Genomic DNA, 15,239 nt, shown 5'->3' with positions numbered 1-15,239 from the left:
GGGGCTGCCCGCCGCGGCGGCGGAAGGGACGTGGCCTGGCCGCGCCGTCAAGCGCGCCCGCCCTGCGAGCCCGCGCCGGGGCGGGCCCGGGGCCCGGAACCCCGACCGGCTAGAGGTCGACCTCGCGCATCAGCATGCCGACCTCCGTGTTCGTCAGGCGGCGCAGCCAGCCCGACTTCTGGTCGCCGAGGGAGATCGGGCCGAACGCGGTGCGGACGAGCTTCTCGACGGGGAAGCCGGCCTCGGCGAGCATGCGCCGCACGATGTGCTTGCGGCCCTCGTGGAGGGTGACCTCGACGAGGTAGTTCTTGCCGGTCTGCTGGATGACGCGGAAGTTGTCCGCGCGGGCGTACCCGTCCTCCAGCTCGATGCCGTTCTTGAGCTGCTTGCCGATGTCCCGCGGCAGCGGACCCGTGATGGCGGCGAGGTACGTCTTCTGCACGCCGTACCGCGGGTGCGTCAGCCGGTGGGCCAGCTCGCCGTGGTTGGTGAGCAGGATGATGCCCTCGGTCTCCGTGTCGAGGCGGCCGACGTGGAAGAGCCGGGTCTCGCGGTTGGTGACGTAGTCGCCGAGGCACTGGCGGCCGTCGGGGTCCTCCATGGTGGAGACGACGCCGGCCGGCTTGTTGAGGGCGAAGAAGAGGTAGGACTGGGTGGCGACGGTCAGGCCGTCGACCTTGATCTCGTCCTTCTCGGGGTCGACCCGCAGGCCCTGCTCGGTGACGATCCGGCCGTTGACCTCGACGCGGGCCATCTCGATCAGCTCTTCGCAGGCACGGCGCGAGCCCATGCCGGCCCGGGCCAGCACCTTCTGCAGGCGCTCGCCCTCCTGCTCCGCGCCGGGGAAGGTCTTGGGCGTCTTCACCTGCGGCTTGTTGTGCCGCTCGCGGTTGCGCTCCTCGATCTTGGCGTCGAGCTCGCGCGGGCGGGCGGGGGCGTAGCCGTGGCCGCGGGCGGGCCCGCTGCTGCGGCCGCCGGAGCCCGCCGTGGAGCTCTTGCGGGGGCCGCCCTTGGCGCCGCCGCGGGCCGACGCGCCGCGGCCGCTCGTGGGTCCGCCGGTGCGGCCGCTGGTGGGACCGCTACGGGTGCGCTCGGCGTCGGGGCCCACGTCGTAGCGGCGCTCCTCGGGGCGCGGACGGCGCGGACGCTCCTGCGGCCTGTCGTCGCGCCGGTCCCCGGAGCGGCCGCCGTCGTAGCGCCCGCCCTCGGAGCGGCCGCCCTCGGAGCGACCGCCACCGTAGCCGCCGCCGGAGCGGCCGCCTTCGGAACGACCGCCGCCACCGTAGCTCCCGCCGCCGGAGCGGCCGCCGCCCGCGCGCCCGCCCCCGGACGCCGGACGTCCTCGACCGCCCCGGTCGTCCCGGTTGCCGCTTCCGCTGTTCCTGCCGCTGCTTCGCATCAAAGTTCCGTCTTGTCGTCCGCTTCGGTGTCCGGTGCGTCCGGATCGAACGACGGCACACCTTCCTGAGTGTCGCCCTCGATCGCCTCCGCCTCGGGGAGGAAGGGCGCGAGCTCCGGGAGCTCGTCCAGGCCGCGCAGGCCCATGCGCTCCAGAAAGTAGTTCGTCGTCCTGTACAGGATCGCACCTGTTTCGGGTTCCGTCCCCGCCTCCTCCACCAGACCCCGCTGGAGGAGGGTGCGCATGACCCCGTCGCAGTTCACGCCGCGCACCGCGGAGACCTTCGACCGGCTGACCGGCTGACGGTACGCGACGACGGCCAGCGTCTCCAGGGCGGCCTGGGTGAGCCGCGCCTGCTGGCCGTCCAGGACGAAGGCCTCGACGGCGTCGGCGTAGGCCGGGCGGGTGAAGAAGCGCCAGCCCCCGGCGACGTGCCGCAGCTCGAAACCGCGCCCCTGGGCGTCGTACTCCGCGGCCAGCCCGGCGAGTGCCTCGGCGATCTCGCGGCGGGGGCGCCGCAGGACCTTGGCGAGGTGTTCCTCGGTAGCGGGTTCGTCGACGACCATGAGGACGGCCTCCAGCGCGGGCCCGAGGTCGAGCCGGGCCACGGCGGAGTCTCCCGCGAGCTCCTCTTCCGCCTCTTCCGCCACTTCCGCTCCGCTCACTGTGCCTTCTCCTCCGGCTCGGTCTCCGGCGCGCGGTCGAACTCGTCCGTCACCAGCGGTTCCGCCCCTTCCTCGCCCGTCCAGCGCACCGACAGCTCTCCCAGGGCCTCGTCCTGGTCGAGGGCGACCGCGCGCTCGCGGTAGAGCTCCAGCAGGGCCAGGAAGCGGGCGACGACGGTCAGGGTGTCGGGGGCGTCGCCGGCCAGCTCCCCGAAGCTGACCCGGCCCGTGATCCGCAGCCGGGCCACGACGACCTCGGCCTGCTCGCGGACGCTGACGAGCGGCGCGTGGATGTGGTCGACGTACACCTGCGGCGCCGGCCTGGGCCGCATGGCCTTGACCGCCAGCTCGGCGAGGCGCTCGGGCCCGATGCCGAGGACGACCTCGGGGAGCAGCTCGGCGTGGTGCGGCTCCAGGCCGACGGTGCGGGGGAAGCGGCGCGACTCGTCGTCCAGCCGGGCGCCGAAGATCTCCGCGACCCGCTTGTAGGCCCGGTACTGCAGCAGCCGGGCGAAGAGCAGGTCGCGGGCTTCCAGGAGGGCGAGGTCGGCCTCGTCCTCGACCTCGGCGGCGGGCAGCAGCCGGGCCGCCTTGAGGTCGAGGAGGGTCGCGGCGACGACGAGGAACTCGGTCGTCTGGTCGAGGTCGAAGTCGGGGCCCATGGCGCGGATGTGCGCCATGAACTCGTCGGTGACCTTGGAGAGGGCGACCTCGGTGACGTCCAGCTTGTGCTTGGCGATCAGCTGCAGGAGGAGGTCGAAGGGCCCTTCGAAGTTCTCCAGGCGGACGGTGAACCGGCCGTCGGCCGCGGGATCCGCCGCCGCGGGGGCCGCACCCCCGGTGGCCGCTGCCGCGGCGGGGTCCGGCTCAGGAACCGGGCCGCCGGCGATCTCCGCCGGGGGCGGCTGTGTCCCGGGGGCCTCCGGCCGGGGGGCCGCCTCCCGGGCCGCATCCGTGCCGGTCGTCCCGGCCGGGGGCGGCTCCACCGCGGCGGTGCCGCTCCCGCCGGCGCCGCCGGCAGGCGCATCCGCGGGGGCCGGGCCCTCTTCGTCCCCGCCGGCGGGCGACCCCGTGCCGGGGCCCAGGCCCAGGCGGCGTCGGGCCGAAGAGAAAGCTGAGCGCATCAGGGGTCCAGGTGCAGGCGGAAACGGGCCGTACGGCCAAGGGGCAGGCTACCGGCGGAAGCCGCCTAGCGGCCGCGCAGGCGCCGTACGAGGATGCTCGCGTCGCCCCGTGACTCCAGGTCGGCGAGGACGACGGCGACGGCCTCCCGCACGATCCTGCCGCGGTCGACCGCGAGGCCGTGCTCGCCGCGCAGCACCAGCCGGGCGTGTTCGAGGTCCATGAGCTCCTCGGCGGAGACATAGACGGTGATCTTCTCGTCGTGGCGCTCCCGGCCGCTGGGCCGGCGCCCCGCCCCGCGCCCGCGGCGGCGGCCCTGCGCGGGCGGGGCGGCCTCGCCCTGGCCCGCGGCCCGGCCGGCGCCCGCGGGGCGCTCCTGCGCGCCCGCGGGGCGGCGCTCGGGGGCGTTCTCCCGGTCGGCCGCGGCGGCACCGCGGCCGCCGTGCTCGGTGCCCGCGCCGGCGGCGCCTTCGGACGTCGTGTCGGAGTCACCGGCCGGGCCGGGCACCCGCGGGCCGCCCTCCCCGTTCGCCTGCCGGCGGGGGGAGGAGGACTGCAGCCCGGACCCCCCGGTCGTACGGAACAGTTCGTCGGCGCCGGGCAGACTCACTCGGCGTGACACCGGGCGAGCACCTCCCTGGCGAGCTGTCGGTAGGCGGCGGCACCCACGGAGTTGGACGCGTACGTGGTGATCGGCTCGCCCGCGACCGTGGTCTCGGGGAAGCGGACCGTACGGCCGATGACGGTGTGGTAGACGTGGTCGTCGAAGGCCTCGACCACCCGGGCGAGGACCTCGCGGCTGTGCACGGTCCGCGAGTCGTACATGGTGGCGAGGATGCCGTCGAGCTCCAGGTCGGGGTTGAGCCGCTCCTGGACCTTCTCGATCGTCTCGGTGAGCAGTGCCACACCGCGCAGCGCGAAGAACTCGCACTCCAGCGGGACGATCACCTTGTGAGCGGCCGTCAGGGCGTTGACGGTGAGCAGGCCGAGCGAGGGCTGGCAGTCGATGACGATGTAGTCGTAGTCGGCGAGCAGCGGCTTGAGGGCGCGCTGGAGCGTCGACTCGCGGGCCACCTCGCTGACGAGCTGGACCTCCGCCGCTGACAAATCGATATTGCTGGGCAGCAGGTCCATGTTGGGCACGGCCGTCTTGAGGAGGACCTCGTCGGCCGACATGCCCCGCTCCATGAGGAGGTTGTAGACCGTCAGGTCCAGCTCCATCGGATTGACGCCGAGGCCGACGGAGAGCGCGCCCTGCGGGTCGAAGTCGACGAGCAGCACCCGGCGTCCGTACTCGGCCAGGGCGGCACCCAGGTTGATGGTCGAGGTGGTCTTGCCGACCCCGCCCTTCTGGTTGCACATCGCGATGATCTTCGCGGGGCCGTGGTCGGTCAGCGGTCCGGGGATGGGGAAGTACGGCAGGGGACGCCCGGTGGGGCCGATGCGCTCGCGGCGCTGCCGGGCAGCGTCGGGCGCGAGGGTGGCCGCGTACTCGGGGTCGGGCTCGTACTCCGCGTCAGGGTCGTAGAAGTGCCCGTCGGGCACGTCCTCGTAGTCGGCGAGCCGCGCGGGATCGACCCCGCCGCGGTCGCCGGCCATGGCGTTCACGTGATGGCCGTCCATGCTCTGGTGGGCTGTCGGTGTGCTCTGGATGTTCTGGTGTGCCGCGAAGGTGTGGACAGCGACGGAGCCGACAGCTTCGAGTCCCCTGGGACTCTGGCCCTGCGCAGACATTCCTGGGTGACCACCCCCGGGAGCAAATGTCGACTCATTCACAAGTCGTCCTACCTCCTTGGTGACCAGGAAACATCTAGATAGGTCAGCGTTGCACCATGCCGACGGTTGGCGACTCTATGGCGTGTCGGCGGTTCGCAGCAACACAATCCGCCGGAGACGGCACGATGTGTCGGCAATCGAACAGGCTTCTGTCAAGGGCCTGCGGCCCCCAACCCGGAAGTTTCGCGGGTGGGTGACCGGGCGTCGGATCCACTCACAAACCGGGCGGAAACGACCCCGGCCGGACCTTGCTGAACAAGGCCCGGCCGGGGGTGCGCTCTTGGCGTGTCGTGTTGACGACTCAGCCGAGCAGGGTGCTCAGTTCGACGAACGGCAGGCCGTGCGCGTCGGCGACGGGGCCGTAAACGACCTGTCCCTCGTGGGTGTTGAGACCCTTGGCGAGGGCGGCGTCGCGGCTGAGCGCCTCCTGCCAGCCGCGGTTGGCCAGCTCCACGATGTAGGGCAGCGTGGCGTTGGTCAGCGCGTAGGTGGAGGTGTTCGGCACCGCGCCCGGCATGTTGGCGACGCAGTAGAAGACCGAGTTGTGGACCTGGAAGGTCGGCTCGGCGTGGGTGGTCGGACGCGAGTCCTCGAAGCAGCCGCCCTGGTCGATCGCAATGTCGACAAGTACACTTCCGGGCTTCATCTTGGCGACGAGCTCGTTGGTGACCAGCTTCGGGGCCTTGGCGCCCGGGATGAGGACGGCGCCGATGACGAGGTCGGCCTCGACGACGGCCTTCTCCAGCTCGTAGGCGTTGGAGACGATGGTCTGCACCTTGGTGCCGAAGACCTTGTCCGCCTCGCGGAGCTTGTTGATGTCCTTGTCGAGCAGGGTGACGTGGAAGCCCATGCCGACGGCGATCTGCGCGGCGTTCCAGCCGGAGACGCCGCCGCCGATGACGACGGCCTTGCCCGCCTGGGTGCCCGGGACGCCGCCCGGCAGGACGCCGCGGCCGCCGGCCGAGCGCATCAGGTGGTAGGCGCCGACCTGCGGGGCCAGCCGGCCCGCGACCTCGGACATCGGGGCGAGCAGCGGCAGCGCGCGGTTGGCGAGCTCGACCGTCTCGTACGCGATCGCCGTGGTGCCGGACTGCAGCAGGGCGTCGGTGCACTCGCGGGAGGCGGCGAGGTGCAGGTAGGTGAAGAGGGTCTGGCCCTTGCGCAGGCGGTGGTACTCCTCCGCGATGGGCTCCTTGACCTTCAGCAGCAGGTCGGCGGTGGCCCAGACCTCGTCGGCCGTGTCCAGGATCGCGGCACCGGCCGCGACGTACTCGGCGTCGGTGATGGACGAGCCGACACCGGCGTTCTTCTCGACGAAGACCTGGTGGCCGTTGCGCACGAGCTCATGCACGCCGGCAGGCGTGATGGCAACGCGGAACTCGTTGTTCTTGACCTCGCGGGGGATGCCGACCTTCACGTCGATCACGGTCCTTGAATCAGAGAAATACAGGCTATTCCGGAAATGCGGGGGCACACCAGAGCAGACCGCGGCGACCGCGGCCCAACCAGTCTAATGAAGGATCCTTCGCTGTCTAGCCTTGCAAAGAGCCAATTTTTTGGAAGACCACTACCGGTTTCGTAGGTAACCCTCCGGCTGTGTCTGGCTCTGGTCCGTCACGGCCCGCCTCCGCCCGCCCCGGCCCGTCCCGGTCAGTCCGGCGGCGCCGTCCTGGTGCCGGGCACCTCGGGCCCGGCCGGAGCGGGGAGGGGCACTATGGCGCCGCCCGGCAGCGCGGCGGCGGAAGCCGCGGGGGCGGAGGAGACGCCCGTCAGCAGCTCACCGGCCGCGGACCGGTGCCCGGCCGCGGCCGCGGGGTCGCCGAGCCGCTCCAGGGTGTCCGCGAGGCGCAGCAGCATCGCGGCCCGCAGCCGGTCGTCGCCCGCCTGCCGTGCGCACTCCACGGCCTCCCGGCAGGTCCGCACGGCGTCCTGCGGCCGGCCCGCGTGCTCGTGCACCCGGGCGATCTCGCCGAGGGCCCGGGCGTGCCCGGGCAGGTCCCGCAGCCGGCGGCACACGGCGGCGGCCGCCCGCCAGTCGCGGAGGGCCTCGTTCCACTGCCCGGCGTAGCTGCGCACGGCGCCCAGCCGGCCGTACAGCCGTGCCTCGTCGGCGAGCTCACCGCGCGTCAGGCGCAGCTCCAGGGCACGCCCGTACCAGTCGACGGCCCGCTGCCAGTCGCCGAGCTCGTGGTACGCGGCGGCGATGGACTCCAGGGAGCGGCTGATCGCGTACGGGTCGCCCGCTCGGCGCGCCGCGTCCAGCGCCTCCCGGTAGCGGCCGAGGGCGGCGGGGGTGCGGCCGGCCCGGGCGTCCAGGTCGCCGATGTTGAGCAGGGCCGCGGCCTTCTCCAGGGGCATCTCGCAGCGCCGGGCCACGTCCAGGACGAGCTGGTGGAGCCCGTAGAGCTCGGGGCCCGCCTCCTCGGCGCCGAAGTGTGCCGTCAGGGCGCGGGTCAGCGCGGACACCAGGCGCCGGGCCAGGGTGTCCAGCCGGCCGTCCTGCACGGCCAGCCGGGCGGCCGCCAGGAGCGCCGGGAGCCGGCAGGTCAGCCACTCCCCCGCGGCCTGCGGCGAGGCGAACCGCAGGGGCCGGGGCAGCTCGGCGAGGCGCTTGCGGGTCAGCGGGTCGTCGGTACGGGTGGCGGCGCGGCACGAGTGCAGCTGGCGGACGGTGCGCTCCAGCATCCGCGCCCGCGCCAGCTCGACCTCGGCGGGCCGCTCCTGAGTCCGCATCAGCTCCCGCAGCATGTCCAGGAGGCAGCCCGGGACCAGGTACTGCGGCGGCAGCGAACCCACGGCGGGCTCGGCCCGCAGCAGGCCGCGGGCCTCGAAGTCCTCCAGGGCGGTCTGCGCGGCGGACACCGAGCAGCCGGCCAGCGCGGACGTGGTGTGGGCGTCCGCGGCACCGGCCGGGGCCAGCGCGAGCAGCCGCAGGATGCGGGCGGAAGGCGCCGGCAGCGCCTCGTAGGCGAGGTGGAAGGCGCGGGCCAGCGGGCGGGCCGCGATGTCGTGGCCGTCGCCGGGCGGCAGCTCCCGCAGCCGCGTGACCGCGTCGACCACGGACAGCTTGGACAGGGCCGCGAGCCAGCCGCCGACCAGGACCAGCGCCGCGGGCTGGCCGCCGCACTCCTCCACCACCGCGTTCGCGGCGGCCGGGTCGCACGTGATGCGGGTGGGGCCGGCGTAGCGCTCCAGGAGCTCGACGCCGGAGGCCGTGTCGAGGCCGCCGAGGGTGCAGGGCCGCACGTCGGGCACGCCGGTCAGCGGGCCCCGCGAGACGGCCACGATCAGGCACTCGGACTTGTCCGGAAGCAGCGGGTCCACCTGCTCGGCGCCCGCCGCGTCGTCGAGCAGCAGCAGCGCGCGGCGGCCCTTGAGGGCGTTGCGCACCGCCTGCGTCAGCTCGTCCTCCTCGGCCCCCGCGGGGACGGGCGCGCCGAGCGCGGTGAGCAGCGCGCGGGCCGTCCGCTCGGTGGGGACGGGGGCGCCGCCGGCCTCGGTGAGCCGGGCGCGCAGCACGCCGTCGGGGTACTGGCCGGCGAGCTGCCCGGCGAGCTCCTCGGCCAGGGCGGTGCGGCCGGAGCCGGGCCGCCCGGCGATGAGCAGGACCCGGCCGCGCGGGCTCTTGCGGCCGGCGAGGGTGTCGAGACCGGCGCGCACGATGTCGGCCCGCAGCTCCTCCAGCTCCCGGCGGCGGCCGACGAAGCCGGGCAGCACGGGGGCCGCCGTACGGGCCGGGCCGCCGGCCGCCGGGACGGACAACCGCCGCCCCGGCGGCACCGCCGCCATCCCGTCGCCGGTCTCCACCGCCTGCTCCGCCACGGGGCACACTCCCGTCCACCTGCCACGAACGAGCCCGCCGCGGCCGCGGTCGAGCACGCGACGAGCCTAGTTCACGGCCCGGCGCGCCCCGGGGAGTCCCGGCCGCCGCTGCAGAAGATCACCTATTCGGTTCTGATGATCGTCGGGCGAAACCCGCCCGCCGTGAGGGCGCTACGCCTCGAACGGCCGCGCCGGCCACTGCGCGTCCGCCGGGCGGAGGGCGTCGAGCCCGTCCCCGGCCAGCGCCGCGGCGAGCGAGAGGACGCCGACGACCAGGCAGTTGTTGTGCAGCTCGCCCGCGAGGACGCCCCGCACCAGCTCCGCCAGCGGCACCCGGGCGAGCTCCATGTCGAGCTCCTCGTGCTCCACCTCGAAGCGCTCGCCCACGACGTCGGAGATCTCGCGGGCCAGGAAGATCCGCACGGCCTCGTCGCAGCCGCCGGGCGTGGTGTAGACGTCGGTCAGCACCCGCCAGTCCTCGGCCTTGACGTGGGCCTCCTCGTACAGCTCGCGCTGCGCGGCGTGCAGCGGGTTCTCGCCGGGCACGTCGAGGAGGCCGGCGGGGATCTCCCACAGCCGCTGCCGGACGGGGTGACGGTACTGGTTGAGGACCAGCACGCGGCCCTCGTCGTCCAGGGCGAGGACGGCGACCGAGCCCGGGTGGACCTGGTAGTCGCGCTTGACGACCGTTCCGTCGGGCATCACCACCTCGTCCGTGCGGACGCTGGTCTTGTTGCCGACGAACGGGGTCGCGGTCGCGTTGACCTGCCACTCGGCGGCGGTGTCCTTGATGCCCATCTACGTCCTCCAGAAAAGCGGAAACCGGGGTGGAGGCCTCCGTGCGGAAACCTTCACCCCGGTCAACCGTATAGGTCAGCCCTGCTGACGCTCGACGGCAGCCTTCACCAGGCCCGCGAAGAGCGGGTGCGGGCGGGTCGGGCGCGAGCGCAGCTCCGGGTGGGCCTGCGTGGCCACCAGGTAGGGGTGCACCTCGCGCGGGTACTCCACGTACTCGACCAGCTTGTTGTCCGGGGAGGTGCCCGAGAAGACCAGGCCGGCCTTCTCCAGCTCGGCGCGGTAGGAGTTGTTCACCTCGTAGCGGTGGCGGTGGCGCTCCTCCACGTACTGCTCGTTGCCGTAGACCTCGCGGACGATGGAGCCCTCGGCGAGCTTGGCCGGGTACATGCCCAGGCGCATGGTGCCGCCCATGTCGCCCTCGCCGGCGACGATGTCGAGCTGCTCGGCCATGGTGGAGATGACCGGGTTGGCGGTGGCCGGGTCGAACTCGGTGGAGTTGGCGCCCTCGATGCCGGCCAGGTTGCGGGCGGCCTCGATGACCACGCACTGCAGGCCGAGGCACAGGCCCAGCAGCGGCACCTTGTTCTCGCGGGCGTAGGTGATCGCGCCGACCTTGCCGTTCACGCCGCGGTCGCCGAAGCCGCCGGGGACGCAGATGGCGTCGACGTCGCCGAGCTGGGCGGCGGCACCGGCCGGGGTCTTGCAGTCGTCGGAGGCGACCCACTTGACCTTGACCTTGGCGCGGTTGGCGAAGCCGCCGGCGCGGATGGCCTCGGTGACCGACAGGTAGGCGTCGGGCAGGTCGATGTACTTGCCGACCAGGGCGACCGTGACCTCGTGCGAGGGGTTGTGGACGCGGTCCAGCAGGTCCTCCCACTGGGTCCAGTTCACGTCGCGGAAGGGCAGGTCGAGCTTGCGGACGACGTAGGCGTCCAGGCCCTCGGTGTGCAGCACCTTCGGGATGTCGTAGATCGAGGGGGCGTCGATCGCGGCGACGACCGCGGCCTCGTCGACGTCGCACATCAGCGAGATCTTGCGCTTGATGGCGGTGGGGACCTCGCGGTCGGCGCGCAGCACGATCGCGTCGGGCTGGATGCCGATGTTGCGCAGGGCGGCCACCGAGTGCTGGGTGGGCTTGGTCTTCAGCTCGCCCGAGGGACCGATGTAGGGCAGCAGCGAGATGTGCACGACGAAGACGTTGTCGCGGCCGACCTCGTGGCGGACCTGACGGACGGTCTCCAGGAACGGCAGCGACTCGATGTCGCCGACCGTGCCGCCGACCTCGGTGATGACGACGTCGACGTCGTCGGTGGCCATGCGGCGGATGCGGTGCTTGATCTCGTTGGTGATGTGCGGGATGACCTGCACGGTGTCGCCCAGGTACTCGCCGCGCCGCTCCTTGGCGATCACGGAGGAGTACACCTGGCCGGTGGTGACGTTCGCCGAGCCGTCGAGGTCGACGTCCAGGAAGCGCTCGTAGTGGCCGATGTCCAGGTCGGTCTCGGCGCCGTCGTTGGTGACAAACACCTCACCGTGCTGGAAGGGGTTCATCGTGCCCGGGTCTACGTTGAGGTAGGGGTCGAGCTTCTGCATCGTGACCCGCAGTCCCCGGGCCTTGAGCAGCGCGCCCAGGCTGGAGGCCGTCAGTCCCTTGCCGAGCGAGGAGGCGACACCCCCCGTGACGAAGAGGTGCTTGGTCGTCGTGGGCTTTGCGGCAATGGCCAAAGGGGGGCTCCCGTGGTCGCGAGTGGAGGGTGCGTACCGGCGTTCACCCGGAGTTTTCGGGGGTGCCGTCGCTGCGGTTGGGGGGTCTTGCGCCCACCGGTCCACGGGGTACCAGGGTATCAGCGCCCCGGCCCGGCCGCTTCCGCCGACGCGTCCCGGCCCCCTGTGTGGCGGTGCGTGGCGGCTGCGTCACAGGCCACCCATTCGGCTCAGATTCGTCCTCCAACCGTCGCGCGTCGCACCAACTCCGCGTCGTATCCTGCTCGGACACATGCAGCGAGCCGGCCGGCACGGCATCATCCCGCCCTCCCCAGCCACCTCCCCCGGCCACCGCCGGGGGCAGTAGGTACCCGCAGGGAGACGCACCTTCCGGAACAGAGCTCGTCTAAAGATCGCTTGACCGCAAGAGGGACCCCCACGGGGTCATGTGGCGCCGTTCGACTGGAGATGACCGTGGCCGGGCGTATCGAGGATTACGCACTCATCGGCGATATGCAGACCGCCGCCCTTGTCTGCCGGGACGGCACGGCCGACTGGCTGTGCCTGCCCCGTTTCGATTCCCATGCCGCGTTCGCCGGTCTGCTCGGCACGGAGGAACACGGCTTCTGGCGGGTCGGCCCCGCGCACCCGTCGGGAGCGGCCCCGCCGCCCGCCGACCGCCGCCGGTACCGGGGGGACTCCCTCGTGCTCGAATCCGAGTGGGACACCCCGCGCGGCACCGTCCGCATCATCGACTTCATGCCGCCGCGCGAGGGCGCGCCCCAGCTGATCCGGATCGTGGAGGGCGTCAGCGGGCGGGTGCCGATGCGCTCCGCGCTGCGGATGCGCTTCTCCTACGGCCGGGTCGTGCCCTGGGTGCACAAGGTCGGCGACCGCACGGTGGCCGTGGCAGGCCCGGACTCGGTGTGGCTCGACACCACCGCCGACACCTTCGGCAAGGACCTCACCACCTACTCCGACTTCACCGTCTCCCCCGGCGAGCGCGTCGCCTTCACCATCAGCTGGCAGCCCTCGCACCGCGAGCCGCCCGCCCTGCCCGACCCGGAGGGCTCCCTGGCGGCCACGGAGGAGTTCTGGCGCGAGTGGGTCGAGCACTGTACGTACCACGGGCCCTACCGGGACGCCGTGATCCGCTCGCTGATCACGCTCAAGGCGCTCACGTACGCCCCCACGGGCGGCATCGTCGCCGCCCCGACGACCTCCCTGCCCGAGGAGATCGGCGGCGTCCGCAACTGGGACTACCGCTACACCTGGCTGCGCGACGCGGCGATCACCCTCTCCTCGCTGCTGCGCACCGGCTACCGCGAGGAGGCCCGCGCCTGGCGCGAGTGGCTGCTGCGCGCGGTCGCCGGCGACCCCGAGAACCTGCAGATCATGTACGGCATCGCCGGCGAGCGCGAGCTGGGCGAGGCCGAGCTGCCGTGGCTGCCCGGCTACGAGGACTCCACGCCCGTCCGGGTCGGCAACGGCGCCGCCGACCAGCTCCAGCTCGACGTCTACGGCGAGGTCACCGAGGCCCTGCACCTGGCCCACATGACGGGCCTCGCCCGCAACGACTACGCGTCGGTGCTGCAGCTGCGCCTGATCGGCTACCTCGAGGACCACTGGAACGAGCCCGACGAGGGCATCTGGGAGGTCCGCGGCCCGCGCCGCCACTTCGTGCACTCCAAGGTGATGGCCTGGGTGGCCGTCGACCGCACCATCAAGCTCATCGAGTCCGGTGACGTGGACGGGCCCCTGGAGCGGTGGCGCGAGCTGCGCGACGACATCCACCGGGACGTGTGCGAGAAGGGCTACGACAAGGAGCGCAACACCTTCACCCAGTCCTACGGGTCGAAGGAGCTGGACGCCTCCCTGCTGCTCATCCCGCAGATGGGCTTCCTGCCGCCCGACGACAAGCGCGTCATCGGCACGATCGAGGCCATCCAGCGCGAGCTGTCCACGCCCGACGGCTTCGTGCTGCGCTACCCCACCGCGGGCGAGGAGGCCGGGGTCGACGGCCTGGAGGGCGACGAGGGCGCCTTCCTCGCCTGCTCCTTCTGGCTCGCGGACGACCTGGCGATGATCGGCCGGGTCGACGAGGCGCGGCAGCTGTTCGAGAAGCTGCTGGCCCTGCGGAACGACCTGGGGCTGCTGGCGGAGGAATGGGACCCGCGGCTGCAGCGGCAGGTGGGGAACTTCCCGCAGGCGTTCAGCCACGTGCCGCTGATCGACACGGCGCTGCGGTTGACGGCGTCCTCCGCGTTCGGGGGGTAGCGCGTACGTACGGGTCCGGCCGGCCGGTCATTCCGCCGGACCCTCACCGTGGGGGTTGCTCTCCCCCAGCTACCGCTGGGGGTACCCCCAGGCGGCGGGATCACTTTCCTGCGCTGCGGGGGTCGCGTCTCCGGTCGGGGCCGTCCTCTCCCTCCGCAGGACCCGTCCGCCGCGGGTGCGCGGGGCCGAAAGGACCAGCCTCTTTCTTCTCCGCCGCAGGGCGGTCCGGTCGCACGCACCGGCTGCGCCCCGAAGGGGCGCGGGGAACTGCGCGACCAGCCACGACGCACCCGCAGATGACGTACCGGACTTCCATCGGAGCGCTAGCGCCTCCGGAGGCCGAAGTACAGGGCGCACGCGCTCACCGGCAGCACAAGGACCGCCGCCGCGGCGTTCAGGCCCCCGTACCCGCTGAAAGCGACGAACGCTCCGGAGAGCGCCCCGCCCGCCGCCCCCACCAGGTTCATCAGCGTGTCCGAGGCGCCCTGCACCTCGGACCGGTGCTCCGCGTCCACCGACTCGCTCAGCAGCGTGGAGCCCGCGACGGTCGCGCACGACCACGCGACACCCAGCAGGAAGAGACCTGCCGCGATCGCCCACTGCCGGCTGCCCGCCGTGCCCGCTAGCAGCGTCGCCGCCACGAAGACCACCTGCCCGGCCAGGATCACCGGTACCCGCCCGAACCGGTCCGCCGCCTTGCCCACCAGGGGCGAGAGCGCGTACATGCCTGCGATGTGCAGGCTGATGGTGAAGCCGACGACGCTGAGCGAGGCCCCGTGGTGGGCGAGGTGCACCGGCGTCATCGTCATCACCGACACCATCACGGCATGCCCGAGGACCAGCGCGGTCAGCCCCGTCAGCGCGGAGGGTGACGCGGCCACGTGTCGCAGGGCGCCGCTCATTCGGGTAAGGAAACGGGCCTGCTGCGCGGGCGCCGCCGCCGCGTCGAGACGGGCCGCCAGCAGCAGCGGGTCGGGGCGCAGCCGGGCGCGGATCACGGCCGCTCCGGCGAGGAACGCCGCGCAGGAGAAGACGAACGTGCCCGACGCCTCGGGAAGCCCGACGGCGCGGGCGACGGCGGCTCCGGGCCCGGTGAGGTTGGGTCCGAGGACGGCGCCGACGGTCGCCGACCAGACGACGAGGGAGAGGGCGCGGGCCCGGCCGTCCTTCTCGGCGAGGTCGGTGGCGGCGTAGCGGGACTGGAGGTTGGCGGCGGTGCCGGAGCCGAGGAGGAGCAGGCCGAAGAGGGCGAGCGGGGCCCACCCGAGCGCGGCGCCGGCGAGTACGGTCAGCGCGCCCGCGGAGGCGATCAGCCAGCCGGTGCTGAGGCCGGCGCGGCGGCCGCGGGCCCGGGAGAGGGCGGCGAGCGGTACGGACAGCAGCGCGGCGCCGAGCGTGACGAGGGTGGTGGCGAAGCCGGCGGCGGCCTCGGAACCGGTGAGGTGCTCGATGAGCAGGCCGCCGGAGGAGATCACCGCACCCATGCCGATGCCGATGACGACCTGGGCGGTCATGAGGACGTTGACCGTACGGCGCTGGACGGCGGCGCGGTCGGGCGGAGCGGCGTCCCCGCCCCGGGATATGCCGGAGGGGACGGACGCGTTTCTCTCGGGGGCTGCGGTCATGGGGGCCAGGGTAGGGGCGGTAACGGACCGCGCATAAGGCGTATTGCCGCG

The 15,239-nt window shown here is 73.1% G+C and carries 11 protein-coding genes; 1 reads left to right on the top strand and 10 read right to left on the bottom strand.

Annotated features, from left to right (window positions below):
• Positions 1-109: 109 nt before the first annotated feature.
• The 9 genes from ACOTKD_RS35510 to ACOTKD_RS35470 form a co-directional block, all read right to left on the bottom strand.
• Positions 110-1,399, bottom strand: a complete 1,290-nt coding sequence (locus ACOTKD_RS35510) for a pseudouridine synthase (protein WP_424893108.1) — start codon at positions 1,397-1,399, stop codon at positions 110-112.
• Complete coding sequence (gene scpB, locus ACOTKD_RS35505; protein ID WP_424893159.1) at positions 1,399-1,965, bottom strand: SMC-Scp complex subunit ScpB; 567 nt, start codon at positions 1,963-1,965, stop codon at positions 1,399-1,401. The genes ACOTKD_RS35510 and scpB overlap by 1 nt, the downstream gene beginning before the upstream one ends.
• Before the next feature lie 95 nt (positions 1,966-2,060).
• Entirely contained in the window at positions 2,061-3,188 is a 1,128-nt protein-coding gene (locus ACOTKD_RS35500) for a segregation and condensation protein A (RefSeq protein WP_424893107.1), read from the bottom strand.
• Between the two features lie 65 nt (positions 3,189-3,253).
• Positions 3,254-3,808 carry a hypothetical protein gene (locus ACOTKD_RS35495; protein ID WP_424893106.1) on the bottom strand — a complete coding sequence of 185 codons (555 nt, stop codon included), beginning with the start codon at positions 3,806-3,808 and terminating at the stop codon, positions 3,254-3,256.
• Positions 3,793-4,920, bottom strand: a complete 1,128-nt coding sequence (locus ACOTKD_RS35490; protein WP_120757898.1) for a ParA family protein — start codon at positions 4,918-4,920, stop codon at positions 3,793-3,795. Before ACOTKD_RS35490 ends, ACOTKD_RS35495 begins: the two co-directional genes overlap by 16 nt.
• A 343-nt stretch (positions 4,921-5,263) precedes the next feature.
• A complete protein-coding gene (gene ald, locus ACOTKD_RS35485) occupies positions 5,264-6,379 on the bottom strand; it encodes an alanine dehydrogenase (protein WP_424893158.1) in 1,116 nt (371 codons plus the stop codon).
• A 233-nt stretch (positions 6,380-6,612) separates the two neighbouring features.
• A complete protein-coding gene (locus tag ACOTKD_RS35480; protein WP_424893105.1) occupies positions 6,613-8,784 on the bottom strand; it encodes a tetratricopeptide repeat protein in 2,172 nt (723 codons plus the stop codon).
• 171 nt (positions 8,785-8,955) lie between these two features.
• Positions 8,956-9,582, bottom strand: a complete 627-nt coding sequence (locus ACOTKD_RS35475; RefSeq protein ID WP_424893104.1) for an NUDIX domain-containing protein — start codon at positions 9,580-9,582, stop codon at positions 8,956-8,958.
• Positions 9,583-9,657: 75 nt separating this feature from the next.
• Entirely contained in the window at positions 9,658-11,307 is a 1,650-nt protein-coding gene (locus ACOTKD_RS35470) for a CTP synthase (RefSeq protein WP_286157535.1), read from the bottom strand.
• Between the two features lie 447 nt (positions 11,308-11,754).
• Between ACOTKD_RS35470 and ACOTKD_RS35465 the strand changes: the two genes are divergently transcribed.
• Entirely contained in the window at positions 11,755-13,563 is a 1,809-nt protein-coding gene (locus ACOTKD_RS35465; RefSeq protein ID WP_424893103.1) for a glycoside hydrolase family 15 protein, read from the top strand.
• Positions 13,564-13,886: 323 nt separating this feature from the next.
• On the opposite strand, the gene ACOTKD_RS35460 is transcribed toward ACOTKD_RS35465, so the two are convergent.
• Positions 13,887-15,188, bottom strand: coding sequence for an MFS transporter (locus ACOTKD_RS35460; RefSeq protein WP_424893102.1), 1,302 nt, complete (start codon positions 15,186-15,188; stop codon positions 13,887-13,889).
• Positions 15,189-15,239 lie beyond the last annotated feature (51 nt).

The organism is Streptomyces sp. XH2 (assembly GCF_049725035.1).
Lineage (GTDB): Bacteria > Actinomycetota > Actinomycetes > Streptomycetales > Streptomycetaceae > Streptomyces > Streptomyces roseoverticillatus.
Note: the sequence above shows the minus strand (reverse complement) of the source record. Positions and strands in the feature narration are given on the sequence as shown.